This is a genomic window from Streptomyces sp. x-19 (assembly GCF_046549115.1).
Classification (GTDB): domain Bacteria; phylum Actinomycetota; class Actinomycetes; order Streptomycetales; family Streptomycetaceae; genus Streptomyces; species Streptomyces albulus_C.
On record NZ_JAJPWK010000011.1, the window covers coordinates 19,092 to 35,102 of the forward strand.

6 protein-coding genes and 1 pseudogene are annotated in these 16,011 nt (G+C 74.5%); 4 read left to right on the forward strand and 3 right to left on the reverse strand.

Features of this window, described 5'->3' with window-relative positions:
* Positions 1 to 34 precede the first annotated feature (34 nt).
* Positions 35 to 4,129 (reverse strand): annotated as a pseudogene (locus tag ACLJT4_RS23970) (type I polyketide synthase); the annotation flags it as partial.
* Positions 4,130 to 4,499: 370 nt separating this feature from the next.
* Here ACLJT4_RS23970 and ACLJT4_RS23975 point away from each other — a divergent pair.
* The 4 genes from ACLJT4_RS23975 to ACLJT4_RS23990 are packed head-to-tail and all read left to right on the forward strand — an operon-like array spanning position 4,500 to position 8,402.
* Entirely contained in the window at positions 4,500 to 5,891 is a 1,392-nt protein-coding gene (locus ACLJT4_RS23975; RefSeq protein ID WP_411125021.1) for a glycosyltransferase, read from the forward strand.
* 18 nt (positions 5,892 to 5,909) lie between these two features.
* A complete protein-coding gene (locus ACLJT4_RS23980; protein ID WP_411125023.1) occupies positions 5,910 to 6,968 on the forward strand; it encodes a DegT/DnrJ/EryC1/StrS family aminotransferase in 1,059 nt (352 codons plus the stop codon).
* The gene (locus tag ACLJT4_RS23985; protein WP_411125025.1) at positions 6,965 to 8,161 is read left to right on the forward strand and encodes a cytochrome P450; all 1,197 of its coding nucleotides are present in this window, start codon (positions 6,965 to 6,967) and stop codon (positions 8,159 to 8,161) included. The genes ACLJT4_RS23980 and ACLJT4_RS23985 overlap by 4 nt, the downstream gene beginning before the upstream one ends.
* 49 nt (positions 8,162 to 8,210) lie before the next feature.
* The gene (locus tag ACLJT4_RS23990) at positions 8,211 to 8,402 is read left to right on the forward strand and encodes a ferredoxin (protein ID WP_411125027.1); all 192 of its coding nucleotides are present in this window, start codon (positions 8,211 to 8,213) and stop codon (positions 8,400 to 8,402) included.
* Positions 8,403 to 8,485: 83 nt separating this feature from the next.
* Here the strand turns inward: ACLJT4_RS23990 and ACLJT4_RS23995 are convergent, their stop codons facing one another.
* Entirely contained in the window at positions 8,486 to 9,670 is a 1,185-nt protein-coding gene (locus tag ACLJT4_RS23995; RefSeq protein WP_411125029.1) for a cytochrome P450, read from the reverse strand.
* 149 nt (positions 9,671 to 9,819) lie between these two features.
* Entirely contained in the window at positions 9,820 to 15,990 is a 6,171-nt protein-coding gene (locus ACLJT4_RS24000) for a type I polyketide synthase (protein WP_411125031.1), read from the reverse strand.
* Positions 15,991 to 16,011 lie beyond the last annotated feature (21 nt).

The following is a 16,011-nucleotide window of genomic DNA, read 5'->3' on the forward strand; positions in this document are numbered from 1 at the left end:
CATCATCGGGTCGCGAACGAAAGCAACAATTTCGCTATGTGGTTTCGAACTCTTCATCGATGATGTCGAGCAGTCTGTCGACCGACACCGTGTCGATGTCCTCGTCCGGGGAGGGCACCTCTGTGGGCGAGTTCTGGCGGAGTGCGGCGGCGAGGGCGTCCAGCCGGTCGGCGACGGCCCGGCGTTCCGGGTCGTCCGGCGGCAGGCGGGTGACGATCGCCTCGAACCTGGTCAGTTCCTCGCCGTGGTCGCCGCGCTGCCGGGGGACGGTCGCGGCGAGGAGTTCCGCCAGCCGGCGGGCGGCGCGTTCGGGCGTGGGGAAGTTGAAGACCAGAGTCGCCGGGAGCCGCAGTCCGGTGTGGTCGGCGAGCCGGTCGGCGAGTTCGACGCCGGCGAGCGAGTCGAAGCCGAGTTCCTTGAAGACGCTGCGGGCGCCGACCGCGTCCGGTCCCGGGTGGCCGAGGACGGCGGCGGCCTGGCTCCGCACCAGGTCCAGGAGGTGGTGGTCCCGGTCGGCCGGCGGAAGCGACGCGAGGCGGGTGGCGGCCGAGCCGGGCACGCCGGGGTCCGTCGCCGACTCGGCGGCCGTTGTGGGGCGGGCCGCGACGGGCCGGGGCGGGCGGGCACCGGCGGGCCCGTCGTCGCGCGGGCGCCGCGGGGCCCGGGGCGCGGCGCGTTCGTCGTCGGTCAGGGGGCGGACGGTGAGCGCCTCGACGGTGACGACTGGTGCGCCGTGGGCGTCGGACGCGGTCAGGGACAGGGCACCGGTCGGGGTGGGTACGAGGTGGACGCGGAGCGCGGTGGCTCCGACGGCGTGCAGTCGGACGCCGTGCCATGCGAGGGGCAGGGCGCCGTCCGCCGTCATGGCGGCGTGCCGGGCGGCGTCGAGCAGGGCCGGGTGCAGTCCGAAGTCGGCGGCGTCGGCGTCGGCGCCGGGCGGGAGCGTCACGTCGGCGAAGACCTCCGTGCCGCGGCGCCAGGCGGCCCGCAGGCCGCGGAAGGCCGGACCGTAGTCGAAGCCGCGGTCGGCGAGGCGTTCGTAGTGGTCGGTGAGGTCGAGGGGTTCGGCGTCGGTCGGCGGCCAGTTGGGGCCCGTGAAGGCGGTGGGGTCGGCGGGCGTCGGCGCGGGCGCGGGGCCGGTGGTGGTGCGGGGCGGGCCGCCGAGGACGCCGGTCGCGCACTGCTGCCAGGGGGCGGCCGGGCGGTCCGCCGGGCGGGCGTGGACGGTGACGGTGCGGTGCCCCGCGGTGTCGCCGGGGCCGACGCGGACCTGGACGTGCAGGGCGTCTCCGTCGGGCAGGGACGGTGCGGCGGTGACGGCGAGTTCGTGCAGGACGTCGCAGCCCGCCTCGTCGCCGGCGCGGACGGCCAGTTCCACCAGCGCGGTGGTCGGCAGCAGGAGCCGTCCGGCGATCGCGTGGTCGGCGAGCCAGGGGTGGGTGTGCGGTGCGAGGGTGCCGGAGCAGACGGTGCCGTCGCCGTCGGCGAGTTCGACGGCGGAGTCGAGCAGCGGGTGGCCGAGGGCGCCGGCTCCGGGCGCGGCCGGGCGCGGCGGGGTGGGCCAGTGCCGGACGTGTTGGAAGGCGTAGGTGGGCAGGTCGACGCGGCGGGCGCCGGTGCCGGCGTAGTAGGCGGACCAGTCGACGGGGACGCCGAGGGTGTGCAGCCGGCCGAGGGCGCCGGCGAACGCCGCCTCCTCCGGCCGGTTCTTGGCCAGGACCGGGACCACGTCGACGGGGCTGCCCGGCCCTAGGGTGTCGCGGGCGAGGGCGGACAGCACGTTGCCGGGGCCGAGTTCGACCAGGAGGTCGGTGCCGGCCGCGCCCAGGGTGGCGATGCCGTCGGCGAAGCGGACGGTGCCGCGGACGTGCCGCACCCAGTAGTCGGGGGTGGTGACCTCGCTGCCGGCGAGGTCACCGGTGAGGTTGGAGACGAGGGGGATCGACGGCTGGTGGAGGGCGAGCCGGTCGACGACGTCCCGGAAGGCGTCGAGCATGGGGTCCATCAGCGGCGAGTGGAAGGCGTGCGAGACGGCGAGCCGGCTGGTGCGGCGGCCCTCGCGGGCGAAGTGGGCGGCGAGGCGCAGTACGGCGTCCTCGGTGCCGGAGACGACGACCGCGGTGGGCCCGTTGACGGCGGCCAGGGCGGTGTGCCGGTCGAGCAACGGGGCCACTTCGTCCTCGGTGGCCTCCAGCGCGGCCATCGCGCCGCCGGCCGGCAGCGCCTGCATCAGCGTGGCGCGGGCGGCCACCAGGCGGCAGGCGTCCGTCAGCGTCAGTACGCCGGCGACGTGTGCCGCGGCGATCTCCCCGACGGAGTGGCCGCCGACGGCGTCCGGGCGCAGGCCGAGTGCGGTGACCAGGCGGTGCAGGGCGACCTCGACGGCGAACAGGGCGGGTTGGGTCCAGCCGGTGCGGTCCAGGAGTGCCGGGTCGGTGCCCCACATCACCGTGCGCACGGGTCGCTCCAGGTGCGGGTCCAGGGCGCGTGCGACGTCGTCCAGGGCATCGGCGAACAGCGGGAAGCGGCCGGCGAGTTCGCGTCCCATGGCGAGGCGCTGGCTGCCCTGGCCGGAGAAGAGGACGGCGGTGCGGCGCTCGCGGGCCTCGCCGCGGGCGTGTTCGACGGCGCCCCCGTCGGTCGGCAGCAGGACCGCCCGGTGGCGCAGCGCGGCGCGTCCGGTGGCGAGGGAGTGGCCGACGTCCACGGGGTCCGGGGCGGGCCGCGAGCGGAGGTGGTCGCGCAGGCGGGTGAGTTGGTCGTCGAGCGCTTCGGGGGTGGCGGCGGAGACCGGCCAGGGGACCGTGGTGGGGCGGGGGCCGGGCCGGGGGGCGGGGGCCTCGGCGGGCGGGGGCTCCTCCAGGATCAGGTGGGCGTTGGTGCCGCTGATGCCGAAGGAGGAGACGCCGGCGCGGCGCGGCTGCGCGCCCCGTGGCCAGGCGGCGGGCTCGGTGAGGAGGGTGACGGCGCCCCGGGTCCAATCGACCTGTCGGGTGGGGGTGGTGAGGTGGCGGATGGCCGGCATCAGGTCGTGGTGCAGGGCCAGGACGGTGGCGATGACTCCCCCGACGCCGGCGGCGGCCTGGGCGTGGCCGAGGTGCGACTTCAGGGAGGCCAGGCGCAGCGGCCGGTCCGCGGCGCGGTGCTGTCCGTAGGTGGCGAGCAGGGCCCGGGCCTCGATCGGGTCGCCGAGGCGGGTGCCGGTGCCGTGTGCCTCGACGAGGTCGATGTCGGCGGGGGTGAGTCGGGCGTCGGCGAGTGCGGCGCGGATGACGCGTTCCTGGGCGGGTCCGCTGGGTGCGGTCAGGCCGTCGGAGGCGCCGTCCTGGTTGACGGCCGAGCCGCGCAGCACGGCGAGGACGGGGTTGCCGGCGGCCCGGGCGGTGGACAGGTGCTCCAGGACGACGATGCCGACGCCCTCCGCCCAGGCGGTGCCGTCCGCCTCGTCGGAGAAGGGCTTGCAGCGGCCGTCGGGGGCGAGGCCGCCCTGGCGGGTGTGGCCGATGAAGGCCAGCGGGGTGGACATCACGCTGACGCCGCCGGCCAGGGCGGTGCTGCACTCCCCCGCGCGCAGGGCGCGCAGCGCCGCGTGCAGGGCGACCAGTGAGGAGGAGGACGTGGTGTCGATGGTGAGGGCCGGGCCTTCGAGGCCGAGGAGGTGGGCCAGCCGGCCGGAGACGACGCCGGGGGCCAGGCCGGTGAGGGCGTGTCCGGCCAGGTCGTCGGGCGAGGCGTGGGTGACGGCGGCGTAGTCCTGGCCGCTGGCGCCGACGAAGACGCCGGTGCGGCTGCCGCGCAGGGCGTGCGGGTCGATGCCGGCGCGTTCCAGGGCTTCCCAGGCGGTTTCCAGGACCAGGCGCTGCTGCGGGTCGGTGGAGACCGCCTCGCGGGGTGACATGCCGAAGAACGCGGCGTCGAAGTCGGCGGCCCCGGTGAGGAATCCGCCGGTGCGCGTGACGCTGCGGCCGGGGCCGTCGCCGGCCAGGGCGGCCAGGTCCCAGCCGCGGTCGTCCGGGAAGGCCGTGGTCGCGTCGCGGTCGCCGCGGAGCAGCTGCCACAGGTCGTCGGGGCCGCTCACCCCGCCCGGATAGCGGCAGGCCATTCCGACGACCACCACCGGGTCCTCGTCGGTTCCGATCGTCATGTGGTGCTCACCCCTACGAAGAAAGTTGGCCTCGGCTCACCTCTGCGTGCCGGATCGTACGGGCGCAAACGCTGTACTTTTCCCTAAGGAATGGGCGGCGGCCGGTACGGGCATTGGTCGGCCGGGGTGGAAAGTGCCGCCGCGGCGCGAAGACTAGGGAATCCCCCGGTCCGTGGCATGAGACCAAGTAAGTGACCCGTTTTCTCCGCGGCGCGTTCCGGGTGCCGATCGCTGATCGTTTCCGGCAGCGTGCGCCCGGGCGGCGGCGTCGGCGAATGCCGTCACTCGGCGACCGGGCCGTGGGGACGCGTGGCGTGCGGGCCCGGCGGCCCGTCACTTTCCGAAGGGTGTTGTCATGGGCGCGAATCGGCGGCCGATCCTGTTCGTGAGTTATGCCGAAAGCGGTCTGCTGAATCCGCTGTTGGTGCTGGCCGGGGAATTGTCGCGGCGCGGGGTGGCGGACCTGTGGTTCGCGACGGACGAGAAGGCGCGGGACGAGGTGGCGTCCGTGGTGGACGGCAGCCCCGTGCGTTTCGCGTCGCTGGGCGACACCGTTTCGCGGATGTCGGCGGTCACGTGGGATGACGCGACCTATGCCGAGGTGACGCAGCGGTCGCGGTTCAAGGCGCACGCGGCGGTGATCCGGCATTCGTTCGCGCCGGAATCGCGGATCGCGAAGTACCGCCGCCTGGAGGAGGTCGTCGACGAGGTCCGGCCGGCGCTGATGGTGATCGAGAGCATGTGTCAGTTCGGGCACGAACTGGCGATCACCAAGGGCATTCCGTTCGTGCTCGGGGTGCCGTTCGTGCCGAGCAACGTGCTGACGTCGCATGTGCCGTTCGCCAAGTCCTACACCCCGTCGGGCTTCCCGGTGCCGCATTCGGGGCTGCCGGCGGAGATGACGTTGGCCCAGCGGATCGAGAACCAGGTGTTCCGGGTGCGGACGCTCGGGATGTTCCTGACGCCGCAGGTCCGCAGGGTCGTCGAGGAGGACGACCGGATCCGCACCGAGCTGGGCATCGCGCCGCAGGCGCGGCAGATGATGGCGCGGATCGACCACGCGGAGCAGGTGTTGTGCTACTCCGTACCGGAGTTGGACTACCCGTTCCCGATGCATCCGAAGGTGCGGCTGGTGGGCACGATGGTGCCGCCGCTGCCCCAGGCACCGGACGACGGCGGTCTCGGGGACTGGCTGTCGGCGCAGAAGTCCGTGGTGTACATGGGTTTCGGCACGATCACCCGGCTCACCCGCGCGCAGGTGGCGGCGTTGGTCGAGGTCGCCCGGCGGTTGGGCGGCGCCGGCCACCAGGTGTTGTGGAAACTTCCGCGTGAACAGCAGGAGTTGCTGCCGCCGGCCGAGCAGCTGCCGGACAACCTGCGGATCGAGGGGTGGGTCCCGTCGCAGCTGGACGTGTTGGCCCATCCGAACGTGAAGGTGTTCTTCACGCACGCCGGCGGCAACGGCTACCACGAGGGCCTGTACTTCGGGAAGCCGCTGGTGGTGCGGCCGTTGTGGGTGGACTGCGACGACCAGGCGGTCCGGGGCCAGGACTTCGGGGTGAGCCTGACGCTGGACCGGCCGGAGACGGTCGACCCCGAAGACGTCCTGGACAAGATCACCCGCGTGCTCGACCAGCCCTCCTTCACCGAGCGCGCCGAGCACTTCGCCGGGCTGCTGCGGGCCGCCGGCGGCCGGGCCGCGGCGGCGGACCTGCTGCTCGCCCTCCCCGTCCTGGCAACCGACTGACCGAGGAGGACTTCACTCATGCCCTTTACCCATCCGGTTTCCATGCCGTGGCTCCAAGGCCGCGAACTCGACTACGTGACGGAGGCCGTCAGCGGCGGCTGGATCTCCTCACAAGGCCCCTTCGTGAAGCAGTTCGAGGCGGCGTTCGCCGCGTACAACGACGTGCCGTACGGCGTCGCCTGTTCCTCGGGCACCACGGCGCTGACGCTGGCGCTGCGGGCGCTCGGGGTCGGTCCCGGGGACGAGGTGATCGTCCCGGAGTTCACGATGATCGCGTCGGCGTGGGCGGTCACCTACACCGGGGCGACGCCGGTGTTCGTGGACTGCCGCGACGACCTGAACATCGACGTGTCCCGCATCGAGGAGAAGATCACCCCGCGCACCAAGGTGCTCATGCCGGTGCACATCTACGGCCGGCAGTGCGCCATGGACGCCGTGCTGGACCTGGCACACGAGTACAACCTGCGGGTGGTGGAGGACTCCGCCGAGGCGCACGGTGTGCGGCCGCGGGGCGACATCGCGTGCTTCTCGCTCTTCGCCAACAAGATCATCTCGGCCGGTGAGGGCGGGGTGTGCCTGACCCGCGACCCGCACCTGGCCGAGCAGATGGCGCACCTGCGCGCCATGGCGTTCACCAAGGACCACAGCTTCCTGCACAAGAAGCTGGCCTACAACTACCGCATGACCAACATGCAGGCCGCGGTGGCCCTCGCCCAGACCGAGCAGTTGGACGTGATCCTGGGCCTGCGCCGGGACGTCGAGAAGCGCTACGACGAGGCGCTGCGCGACGTGCCCGGGATCACGCTGATGCCGCCGCGCGACGTGCTGTGGATGTACGACGTGCGGGCCGAGCGGTCCGAGGAGTTGCGCGCACACCTGGCCGACGAGGGCATCGAGACCCGGGTGTTCTTCAAGCCGATGAGCCGCCAGCCCGGCTACTACTCCCCCGAATGGCCGGAGTTGAACGCGGCCCGGCTGAGTGCGGACGGCTTCTACCTGCCGACGCACACCGGGCTGACCGCGCAGGACCAGGAGTTCATCACCGGCCGGATCCGCGCGTTCTGCGGAGCGGCATGAGCACCGGAGCGGAGGCGCCGACGCCCGCACCGCAGTGCCCGGTGGCCTTTCCGCTGCGGCAGCCGGGGCGGCCGTTCCCGCCGCCGGAGTACGCGCAGTACCGCGCCGGACCGGGCCCCGTCCGGTCCGAACTCCCCAGCGGGACGGTCTGGTTGGTGACCCGGCACGAGGACGTCCGGGCGGTGTTGACCGATCCGCGGATCAGCGCCGACCCGTCGCGGCCCGGCTTCCCCAAGGCTTCCCGGACCGGCGGTGCGCCGTCGCAGTACGAGGTGCCGGGGTGGTTCGTGGCGATGGACCCGCCCGAGCACGGGCGGTTCCGCAAGACGCTGATCCCCGAGTTCACCGTCCGCAAGGTGCGGGAACTTCGGCCGGCGATCCAGCAGATCGTCGACGAGCGGATCGACGCGATGCTGGCCGCGGGCACCTCCGCGGACCTCGTCGAGTCCTTCGCGCTGCCGGTGCCGTCCCTGGTGATCTCCAGTCTGCTGGGGGTGCCCAGGGCCGACCGCGACTTCTTCGAGGACCGGACCCGGGTCCTGGTCCGGCTCAGCTCGACCGACGAGGAGCGCGACAAGGCGACCCAGGCACTGCTGCGGTACCTGGGCCGGTTGATCCAGATCAAGCAGCGACGTCCGGGCGACGACCTGATCAGTCGACTGATCGCCGCGGGCACGCTGTCCCGGCAGGAACTGTCCGGGGTGTCGATGCTGCTGCTGATCGCGGGGCACGAGACGACGGCGAACAACATCGGCCTGGGCGTGGTGCAGTTGCTCGCCAACCCGCAGTGGATCGGCGACGACCGGATCGTCGAGGAGCTGCTGCGCTACTACTCGGTGGCGGATCTGGTGGCGTTCCGGGTGGCCGTCGAGGACGTGGAGGTCGGCGGCCGGCTGATCCGCGCCGGTGAGGGCATCGTCCCGCTGCTCGCCGCGGCCAACCACGACGACACGGTGTTCGCCGCGCCCCGGGAGTTCGACCCGGAACGTTCGGCGCGCTCGCACGTGGCGTTCGGCTACGGCGTCCACCAGTGCCTGGGCCAGAACCTGGTGCGCGTCGAGATGGAGATCGCCTACCGCACGCTGTTCGCGCGGCTGCCCTCCCTCGCGCTCGCGGTGCCCGTCGAGGAACTGTCGCTGAAGTACGACGGGGTGCTGTTCGGCCTGCACGAGCTGCCCGTCACCTGGAAGTGAGCGCGGCCGGGACGCCCGGCCGCCAGGACCCGATCCCCGGAGGAACCTCGTGCGCATCACCGTGGACACCGGCCGTTGCGTCGGTGCAGGCCAGTGCGTCCTGACCGCACCGGACCTGTTCGACCAGGACGACGACGGTCTGGTGACCGTCCTCGACCCGGCGGCGGGCACTTTGGCCGTCGCCGCCCGCGAGGCGGCGGCGCTGTGCCCGTCCGGGGCGATCAGCATCGCGGCGGACTGAGCCCGCTCCCCTGCGTGAGGGCCCCCGACCGAGCGGTTCGGGGGCCCTCGCTCCTGCCTGCCCGGGAGCGGGCGGGCAGACCGTCACCAGGTGACGGACAGCCGCCTCAGCCCGGCGGACAACTGGCCGGACGAGTAGCCCAGTTCCTCGATCGGGCGGGCCAGTCGCAGGCCGGGGAGCCGGGTGAAGAGCAGGGTGTAGGCGGTGCGCAGTTGGACCCGGGCCAGCGGTGCGCCGATGCAGTGCCACATGCCGTGGCCGAACGTCAGGTGCGGGTTGGGCGCCCGCCGGATGTCGAACAGCTCGGGCTCGTCGAAGACCGTGCGGTCGAAGTTCACCAGCGTGAAGTCCAGCAGCACCAGGTCGCCGGTCCTGATGGTCACGTCGCCGACCGGCACGTCGGCGGTGGCGTACCGCGGGAGCACCGAACCGCCGGCCTTCGCGGACCGCAGGATCTCCTCGACGCCGCTGCGCATCAGCTGCTCGTCGGCGAGCGCCGCGGCGAGCTGTTGCGGGTACTGGGTGAACAGCACCGTGCCCAGGTCGATGTGGCTGGCGACGCTGTCCAGGCCGGCGAAGAGCAGTCCGGCGACGATCGGCCCGATGCGGTCGTCGGACGGCACCTTCCGGGACAGCCGGGAGATGACGTCGTCCTCGGGTGTGGTGCGCTTGCGGCGGGCCAGTCCGGACAGCAGGCCGAACAGCTCGTCCTGGGCTTCCTGGGCCCGGGGCGGGTCGTCGATCTCGCCGAGCTTGGCGAGCGCGGCGATCAACTGGCCCTGCTCCGCGGCGGGGACGCCGATGAGGGTGCACAGCACCGACAGGGAGAACGGCATGGAGAAGTGGTCGTGCAGGTCGGCGGGCGGGCCCTGGGCGGTGAGGTGCGCGAGCGCCTGTTCGGCGAGGGCCTCGACCTTCGGCGCCAGGTCCAGGACCCGGCGGGCGGAGAACTGCGGGGTGAGCAGTGCACGCATCTCGGCGTGCACGGCGCGCGCCCCGTCGACGTCGTCGGTGACGAGGAGGTCCAGGAGCGGGTTGCGCACGTAGCGGGGTGCGTTGGCCGGGTCGGCGTGGGCGCGGGCCAACCGCTCGTCGTGCAGCAGCTGTTTGAGTTCGGAGTGACGGGTGACGAGCCAGCCCTCGTCGCCGGCCGGGGTGCGGACCTTGCAGACGGGGGCCCGGGATTGCAGGTCGCGCAGCAGGGGGCTCAGGCGCAGGACGGTGCGCGCCTCCGCCGCGAGGGAGGGCGGCGCGGTGGGTGTGCTCATGGAGGGCTCCTCTGGGGGTGGTGCCGTGGGGGGCGGGCGTCCGGCCGGCTGCGCGGGGCCGGGGGCGCGGGGCGGGGGTGTCACCGGCCCCGCGCCGTCTCGGCGGGATGTGCGCCGGCTGGGCCGACCGCTCGTCTCGGTCGTCTCTCTCACACCACGGACTGCTCCAGTTCCGCCAGCCATTCCTCGACTACCCGCGCGGTCAGCGCCGAGTGTTCCTTGGCGAGGGACAGGTGGTCGGCGTCGATGTCGCGGACCGCGTCGGCGGGGACGGACGAGGTGTCCAGCCGGAAGCCGGCGAGGTCCCGGGCGGCGCGGACGAGCAGGGTGGGGGCGGTGGGGGCGGGCGCTTCGATGTCGGTCATGGCCATGAACCAGTGCGCCATCGCCGACATCCGGGCGCTGTTCAACGTCACCGAGGGCGAGTCGATGTCGGCCAGGTAGAACCGCGTGGTGCGGTCCAGGTCGTTGCCCTCGCCGGGTTCGTAGCGGATGGATGCGGTGTCGAGGAGGACGATCCCTTCGGGCCGTACGCCCCAGACGTCCTCCAGGACGCCGGCGGCTAGGTAGGCCAGCGATCCGCCGGTGGAGTGGCCGACCATGACGAACGGTTCGCCGTCGCTGGCCAGCAGGACGCTCTCGGCGACGATGCGGGCCGCGGCCTCGCTGGTGGCGGGGAGCAACTCGCCGGGGGCGAAGCCCATCAGGGGCAGCGCGGAGACGTGCCGCGTGCCGCGGAAGTGGGCGGCGATGCGGGCGTACTGGTGGACACCGCCGGTGGCGCCCGGCGCGCTGACGAAGACGAGCCGGGGCCGGCCGGGGCCGTCGGCGAGCGTCACCGGTTCGGAGAGCGTGTCCAGTTCGGCGGGCGTGTCGAACATCGGTCGGGTGTTGGCGACGGCCTTCAGCATCCGCATCGCCTCGACCAGCTTGCCGCCGCGCACCGCGTGGTGGAAGAGGCCCTCCAGGGTGTCGTCGGAACGCGGTGCCGGCCGGGTTTCCGCGGCGGCCGGGCCGGTGGCGCCCGGCGCCGGGGCGGCGCCCAGCTCCTGCTGGAGCCAACGGGCCAGTTTCACCGGCGACTTGGTGTCGAAGACGACCGAGGAGGGCAGTCGCAGACCGAGGACCTCGCCGAGCTGGTTGCGCAGGCTGACCGCGACCAGGGAGTCGAAACCCAGCTCCAGGAAGCCGCGTTCGGCGTCGACGGCGGTGGGGTCGGGGTGGCCGAGCAGTCCCGCGGTGTGGCCGACGACCAGGTCGGTGAGGAGCTGTTGGCGGCCGGTCTCGTCGAGGTGGCGGAGGCGTTCGCGCACCGTGACCGGGGAGCGGTCGGCGGCGGCCGCGGTGCGGCGGGACCGCGGCACCAGATCCCGCCACAGCGCCGGCAGGGCCTGCTGCTCCCGCAGGCCGGCGACGTTGATGCGACTGGGCACCACGGTCGGCTCGGGGCGGGCGACGGCCGCGTCGAACAGGGCCAGCCCGTCCTCGACGGTCAGCGGTGGCAGGCCGCCGCGCGCCATGCGTGCCAGGTCGGCGTCGCTGACCGAGGCCGTCATACCGCTGCCCCGGCCCCACGGCCCCCAGGCGAGGGAGAGCGCGGGCAGTTGCCGGTCGGCGCGGTGCCGGGCGAGGGCGTCGAGGTAGGCGTTGGCGGCGGCGTAGTTGCCCTGGCCGGGGCTGCCGAGGACGCCGGAGACCGACGAGTAGAGCACGAAGCCCGCCAGGTCGAGGTCGCGGGTGGCGTCGTGCAGGTGCCAGGCGGCGTCGGCCTTGGGCCGCAGCACGGCGGCCAGTTGGTCGGGGGTGAGCGAACCGATCAGGGCGTCGTCCAGGATGCCGGCGGTGTGGACGACGGCGGTCAGCGGATGCGCGCCGGGCACCGAGGCGAGGAGCGCGTCGAGGGCGGGGCGGTCGGCGACGTCGCAGGCGGCGATCCGCACGTCGGCGCCCCGTTCGGTGAGCTCCGCCAGCAGTGCGCGGGCGCCGGGTGCGTCGGGTCCGCGGCGGCCGGCGAGCAGCAGGTGGCGGGCGCCGTGGACGGTGACCAGGTGGCGGGCGAGGGCGGCGCCGAGGCCGCCGGTGCCGCCGGTGAGCAGGACGGTGCCGTCCGGGTCCCAGGTGGGGGCGGGGGCGGTGCCGGCGGCCGGTTCCGGCAGTCGGGCCAGGCGGGCGGCGCGGACCGCGTGGTCGCGGACGACGAGTTGCTGCTCGTCGAGGGTGAGGACGTGCGGCAGCATCCCGACGGACCGGAACGCGTCGTCGAGGTCGAGCAGCAGCAGGCTGCCGGGGTTCTCGGTCTGGGCGGAGCGCACCAGGCCCCAGGCGGCGGCGCCGGCCGGGTCGGTGACGGTCTCGCCGGCCGTCGCGACGGCGCCGTGGGTGACGAAGACCAGCCGGGCGGCGGCGAGCCGCGGTTCGGCCAGCCACTCCTGGAGCACTTCCAGCACCCGGGCGGTGACGGCGTGCACGCCGGCCGGGCCGGCGTCCGGGCCGCCGACGATGGGGACGAGGAAGACGTCGGGGGCCAGGCCGCCGTCGCCGACGGCGCCGCCGAGCGAGGCGGCGTAGGCGCTGACGGTCTCGTCGGCGCGGTGCAGGGCGTAGCCGAGGTCCAGTTCGTCGTTGCCGACGACGGCCCAACGGGTGCCGGTGGCGCGGGCGCCCGGGTCGACCGGCACCCAGTCCAGGTGGAACAGGCCGCCCTGGCGGGTGTGGCCGGCGGGTGCGGGCTCCGGGCGGTCCTGCGGGGCGCCGAGGGTGATGCGGTCGGCGGTCAGCACCGCGCCGCCCGCGGCGTCCACGGCGGCTAGGGCCACGGTGTCGGGCCCGGTCGCGGTGAGCCGCAGGCGCAGCGCGGTGGCTCCGGTGGCGTGCAGGGTGAACCCGTCGAAGCCGGTCGGTGCGCGCGGGCCGCCGTCCCGCGGCGACGCGGCGTCCAGTGCCCCGGCGGCGCGGACCACGGCGGCCAGGAGCGCGGGGTGGATGCCGTAGGCCCGGTCGGCGGCGGTGCCGGCGATCAGTGCCGCCTCGGCGAAGATCTCGCCGTCGCGCCGCCAGAGCCCGGTCAGGCCCGCGGAGCCCTGGTCGGCGGCGGGGTCGAGGTCGGTGACGGGCATCGGGCGGGCGTCGCGCGGTGGCCACTCGGTGGTGTCAGGGCCGGCCGGATCGGTGGTGCCGTCGGGGGTGAGCATGCCGGTCGCGCAGGTGGTCCATGGTGCGTCCTCGGCGGCCGCGGGTCGGGCGTGGACCGCGACCGGCCGGTGCCCCTCGGCGTCGGCGGCACCGACCCGGACCTGGAGGGCGATGGCGTCGTCGGCGCCGAGGACTAGCGGCGTCGGCAGGTCGAGCCGTGCCAGGTGCGGGGTGCCGGTCAGGTCGCCGGCGCGGACGGCGAGTTCGACGAAGGCGGTGCCGGGGACGGTGATCCGGCCGTCGGTGCGGTGGTCGCCGAGCCAGGGGTGGGTGGCGGGCGCGAGCCGGCCGGTCAGGACGGTCTCGTCGGCGTCGGCGAGGGCGACGGCCGCGCCCAGCAGGGGGTGGGCGGCGGCGGTCAGGCCCAGTGCGGCCGGGTCGCCGGTGCGGGCCCGGAGGGTCGGCCAGTAGCGGTCGCGTTGGAAGGCGTACGTGGGTAGGGCGACGGGTTCGGCGCCGGGCGTGCGGGTGCCGGCGAACACCGTGTCCCAGTCGATGTCCGTGCCGTGTGCCCACAGGGTGCCCAGGGCGGCCAGCACGGTGGTCTCCTCCGGGCGTTCCTTGCGCAGCGCGGGCACCACGACGGGGCCCGGCTCGGTGAGGTTCTCCCGGACCAGGGCGGACAGCACGCCGTCCGGGCCGAGTTCGAGGAAGGTCCGTACGCCGCGGTCGGCGAGGGCGCGCACGCCGTCGCCGAAGCGGACGGCCTGCCGGACGTGGCGGACCCAGTAGTGCGGGTCGGCCAGTTCCTCGGCGGTGGCGGGCAGGCCGGTGAGGTTGGAGACGACGGGGAGGGCGGGTGGGGCGAAGGTGAGCGGGGCGACGGCCGCCTGGAAGGCGTCGAGCATGGGGTCCATCAGCGGCGAGTGGAAGGCGTGGCTGACGGGGAGGCGGGTGGTGCGGCGCCCCAGGTCGTCGAAGTGCCGGCGGACGGCGCCGGCTGCGTCCTCGGCGCCGGAGACGACGACGGACCGGGGCGCGTTGACCGCGGCGATCGCCAGGTCGTCGGTGAGCAGGGGACGCACCTCGTCCTCGGTGGCCTCCAGCGCCACCATGGCGCCGCCCGGTGGCAGTGCGGACATGGCGGTGGCCCGGGCCGCCACGAGGGTGCAGGCGTCGGCGAGGGAGAGCACGCCGGCGACGTGCGCCGCGGTGATCTCGCCGATCGAGTGTCCGGTGACGTGGTCGGGGCGGACGCCCCACGAGGCGAGCAGGCGGTACAGCGCGACCTCGACGGCGAACAGCGCCGGTTGGGCGTGCCGGGTGTCGTCCAGGCGGGTGCGTTCCGTGCCCCAGACGACGTCGCGCAGCGAGGTGCCGAGTCGGGCGTCGAGCAGTGCCACGGTCTCGTCGAAGGCGGCGGCGAACACCGGGTGGCGGGCGTGTAGTTCGCGTCCCATGCCCAGGCGCTGGGAGCCCTGGCCGGAGAACAGTACGGCCAGTCCGCCACGGCCGGCGGTGGGGACGGCCCCGCGCGCCACCTCGGTGACGGTGTCGCCCTCGTGGACGAGCAGGGCCCGGTGTGCGAACGCGGTGCGGGTGGTGGCGAGCGCGTGGCCGATGTCGGCGGCGCTGCGGCCGGGTGCGGTGGTCAGGGCACGCACTGTGGCCAGTTGGGCGTCGAGGGCACCGACGGTGCGGGCCGCGACCGGCCAGGGCACGGCGCGCGGGCCGGCGGCGGCACCGGCGGACTGCTCGGCGGCCGGTCCGGGCGCCACGTCGGCGACCGCCTCGTCGTCCAACTCGTCTGCCGTCGGGGCCTGTTCGATGATGACGTGGGCGTTGGTGCCGCTGATGCCGAACGACGAGACGCCGGCCCGGCGCACCCGCTCGTCCTCGGGCCAGGCGACGGGCTCGGTGAGCAGCCGCACGGCTCCGGTGTCCCAGTCGACGTGCGAGGACGGCGCGTCGACGTGCAGGGTCTGCGGGAGGACGCCGTGCCGCAGGGCCAGCACCATCTTGATGACGCCGGCGACGCCGGCGGCCGCCTGGGTGTGACCCAGGTTGGACTTGACGGAGCCGAGCCACAGCGGGCGGTCGGCGGGCCGGTCCTGCCCGTAGGTGGCGAGCAGGGCGCCGGCTTCGATGGGGTCGCCGAGCCGGGTCCCGGTGCCGTGCGCCTCGACCGCGTCCACGTCGGCGGGGGACAGGCCGGCGCCGGCCAGTGCCTGGCGGATCACCCGCTGCTGAGCGGGGCCGTTGGGGGCGGACAGGCCGTTGGAGGCGCCGTCCTGGTTGACCGCCGAGCCGCGCAGCACGGCGAGCACCGGGTGGCCGTTGCGCCGGGCGTCGGAGAGCCGTTCGACGAGGAGCAGCCCGACGCCCTCGGACCAGCCGGTGCCGTCGGCCGCCTCGGCGAACGCCTTGCAGTGGCCGTCGGGCGCCAGGCCCCCCTGGAGGCTGAAGCCGGCGAAGCTCGACGAGGTGGCCATCACCGTCACGCCGCCGGCCAGGGCGAGGGCGCATTCGCCGGCGCGCACCGCCTGGGCGGCGAGGTGGAGGGTCACCAGGGACGACGAGCAGGCGGTGTCGAGGGTGACGGCCGGGCCTTCGAGGCCGAGCGCGAAGGACAGGCGGCCGGAGAGGACGCTGGCGGCCAGGCCGTTGCCCGCGTAGCCGCCCAGGTCGTCCTCGGCGGCGAGGAGCAGGTGTGCGTAGTCCTGGCCGTTGGTGCCGACGAACACGCCGGTGCGGGTGGAGCGCAGCCCGGCCGGGTCGATGCCGGCGCGTTCGACGGCCTCCCAGGCGGTCTCCAGCAGGAGCCGTTGCTGCGGGTCCATGGCGAGCGCCTCGCGCGGGGAGACGTCGAAGAAGGCCGGGTCGAAGGCGGCCGCGTCGGGCAGGAACCCGCCGCGCTGGGTGGCGCTGCGGCCGGGCCCGTCGCCGGCCAGGGCGGCCAGGTCCCAGCCGCGGTCGGCGGGGAACGGTCCGATGCCGTCCCGGCCGGCGAGGAGCAGCTCCCACAGGTCCTCCGGGGAGCGCACGCCGCCGGGGAACCGGCAGGCCATGCCGACGATCGCCACGGGTTCGTGGCGTCCCGCCGTCGCCTCCTGGAGGCGCTGGCGGGTCTGGTGGAGGTCCTTCGTGACCCACTTCAGATAGTCGACGAGCTTCTTTTCGTCCGGCATCGTCCGTGAAACCTTCCTCAG